Source organism: Mesorhizobium sp. M7A.F.Ca.CA.002.04.1.1, from assembly GCF_004022805.1.
In the GTDB taxonomy this organism is placed as follows: Bacteria; Pseudomonadota; Alphaproteobacteria; order Rhizobiales; family Rhizobiaceae; genus Mesorhizobium; species Mesorhizobium ciceri.
Genome location: NZ_RZPL01001098.1, coordinates 1 through 1,146 on the forward strand (window position 1 = coordinate 1; position 1,146 = coordinate 1,146).

At 64.0% G+C, this 1,146-nt stretch carries 1 protein-coding gene; it reads left to right on the forward strand.

The annotated features are described in order from the left end of the window. Positions 1-1,146: transglycosylase domain-containing protein (locus ENZ75_RS32460; RefSeq protein WP_206617164.1), on the forward strand; the 1,146-nt coding region annotated here is incomplete at both ends.

Genomic DNA, 1,146 nt, shown 5'->3' on the forward strand with positions numbered 1-1,146 from the left:
GGTCGATTCCCGACCGCGCCCCCAACATCAAGATCGTCTCGGCAGATGGCCAATTGCTCGCCAATCGCGGCATGAGCGGCGGCGAGGCGGTCGGCCTGCACGAAATGTCGCCCTATATCCCGGAAGCCGTCATCGCCATCGAAGATCGGCGCTTCTACTCGCATTTCGGCATCGACCCGATCGGGCTTTCCCGCGCCATGGTCACCAATGTGCTTGGCGGGCATTTCTCGCAGGGTGGCTCGACGCTGACCCAGCAATTGGCCAAGAACCTGTTCCTGACACCCGACCGCACGCTGGAGCGCAAGGTGCAGGAAGTGCTGCTGGCGCTATGGCTGGAGCACAAGCACACCAAGGACCAGATCCTCGAAATGTACCTGAACCGGGTGTATTTCGGCTCTGGCGCCTATGGCGTCGAAGCCGCCTCGCGCCGCTATTTCGGCAAGAGCGCGCGCGACGTCACCCTGTCGGAAGCCGCATTGCTTGCCGGCCTGCTGAAGGCGCCGTCGCGGCTGTCCCCGGCACGCGATCCGAAGGCCGCCGAGGAGCGCTCGCAGCTGGTGCTTGCCGCCATGCGCGACGAGGGCAAGATCAGCGCCAAGGAACTGACCTCGGCGATGAGCGCGCCGGCAACGCGTGCGCCGTCCTATTGGACCGGCTCGGAGAATTACGTCGCCGATACCATCATGGAGGAACTGCCCGACCTGATCGGCGACGTACGCGGCGATATCGTCATCGACAGCACCGTCGACCTAAACCTGCAGAAGCTCGCCGAGCAATCGATCCGCAGGCTGATCGACGACAGCGGCAAGAAACTCAACGTCAGCCAGGGCGCCCTGGTGTCGATCGACGATTCCGGTGCGGTGCGCGCCATGGTCGGCGGCTACGACTATTCGACCAGCCAGTTCGACCGTGCTTCGGAGGCACGTCGCCAGCCGGGTTCGGCATTCAAGCCGTTCGTCTATATGGCCGCTCTTGAAGCCGGCCGCACGCCCGACAGCATCCGCAACGATGCGCCGATCAAGATCGGCAACTGGACGCCCGACAATTACGGCGGCAAGTATTTCGGCAAGGTGACGCTGGCCACTGCGCTGGCCAAGTCTCTGAACTCGGTGGCAGCGCAGCTGACCATGGAGGTCGGGCCGAACG